The sequence below is a fragment of the Oscillibacter sp. genome, from assembly GCF_032060045.1.
Classification (GTDB): domain Bacteria; phylum Bacillota; class Clostridia; order Oscillospirales; family Oscillospiraceae; genus Oscillibacter.
Genome location: NZ_DAMBZJ010000019.1, coordinates 33,552 through 34,310, shown reverse-complemented (window position 1 = coordinate 34,310; position 759 = coordinate 33,552). Strand labels below are relative to the sequence as shown.

Below are 759 nucleotides of genomic sequence, written 5' to 3'. Positions count from 1 at the left end.
AATCCGACGGCACGAACACATCCAAAAAAACCCGCGCATGACGGCGGTTTTGATACAGAACGCCACGGGTCCGGCGCACCACATTCACTCTCAGATCGTCAAAAGTGCTGTGGGCTTTACTAAGCGTAGTGGGCAGACCGGGAACCCGGTCATACAGCATCTGCATATACTCATTTTTGCTTTGACCGTAATCAGTAATGAAAAAAGAGCATTTCCAGCCGCCTGGAATGGGGCCGATGTGCACTGCCCGGGCCTTAAGTCGTGCGGTATAGTGCTCGGTTTTTAAAAGGATCTCCGCCTCCTCCCCATCGTCGATGTCTATGGGGCTGGAAAGGCGCACCGCGATGCCGGTTTCCGAAAAGTCCTTGGTGACGCATTGCAGTTCCCCCAAAGCGCCGATGCGCAAAAGGCAGTCCACCTCGTCCTCCACCCGCTCGTTCATGCGTAGATAGCCCCGCCCCAGAACAAAGAACAGGGACATAATCAGGTTGAAGAGGTTCACGCTCAGCCAGAACAGCACCGCAATGGGCGCAATGCTGCCGCTGCTGAAAATCATGGTTACGCAATTGATAATTCCCAGAATCGACAACCCCACAAACAGCACAAAGGGCACGGCGTAAAGCGCGGCCCGGCTCTCATCCCGGCCGCCGCCGTCTTTTCTCGTAACCTGAAATTTCTTGAGAGAAATCCCAAGACTCTCTGCCAGCACAGGGAAGAACATAAATGGAAAAAACACCGTCTCGTATACGTTCGTCCACT

At 53.8% G+C, this 759-nt stretch carries 1 protein-coding gene; it reads right to left on the bottom strand.

Features of this window, described 5'->3' with window-relative positions:
- Positions 1-759, bottom strand: a 759-nt coding sequence (locus RT018_RS09225; RefSeq protein WP_312941325.1) for a PilZ domain-containing protein, incomplete at both ends; no start/stop codon positions are given.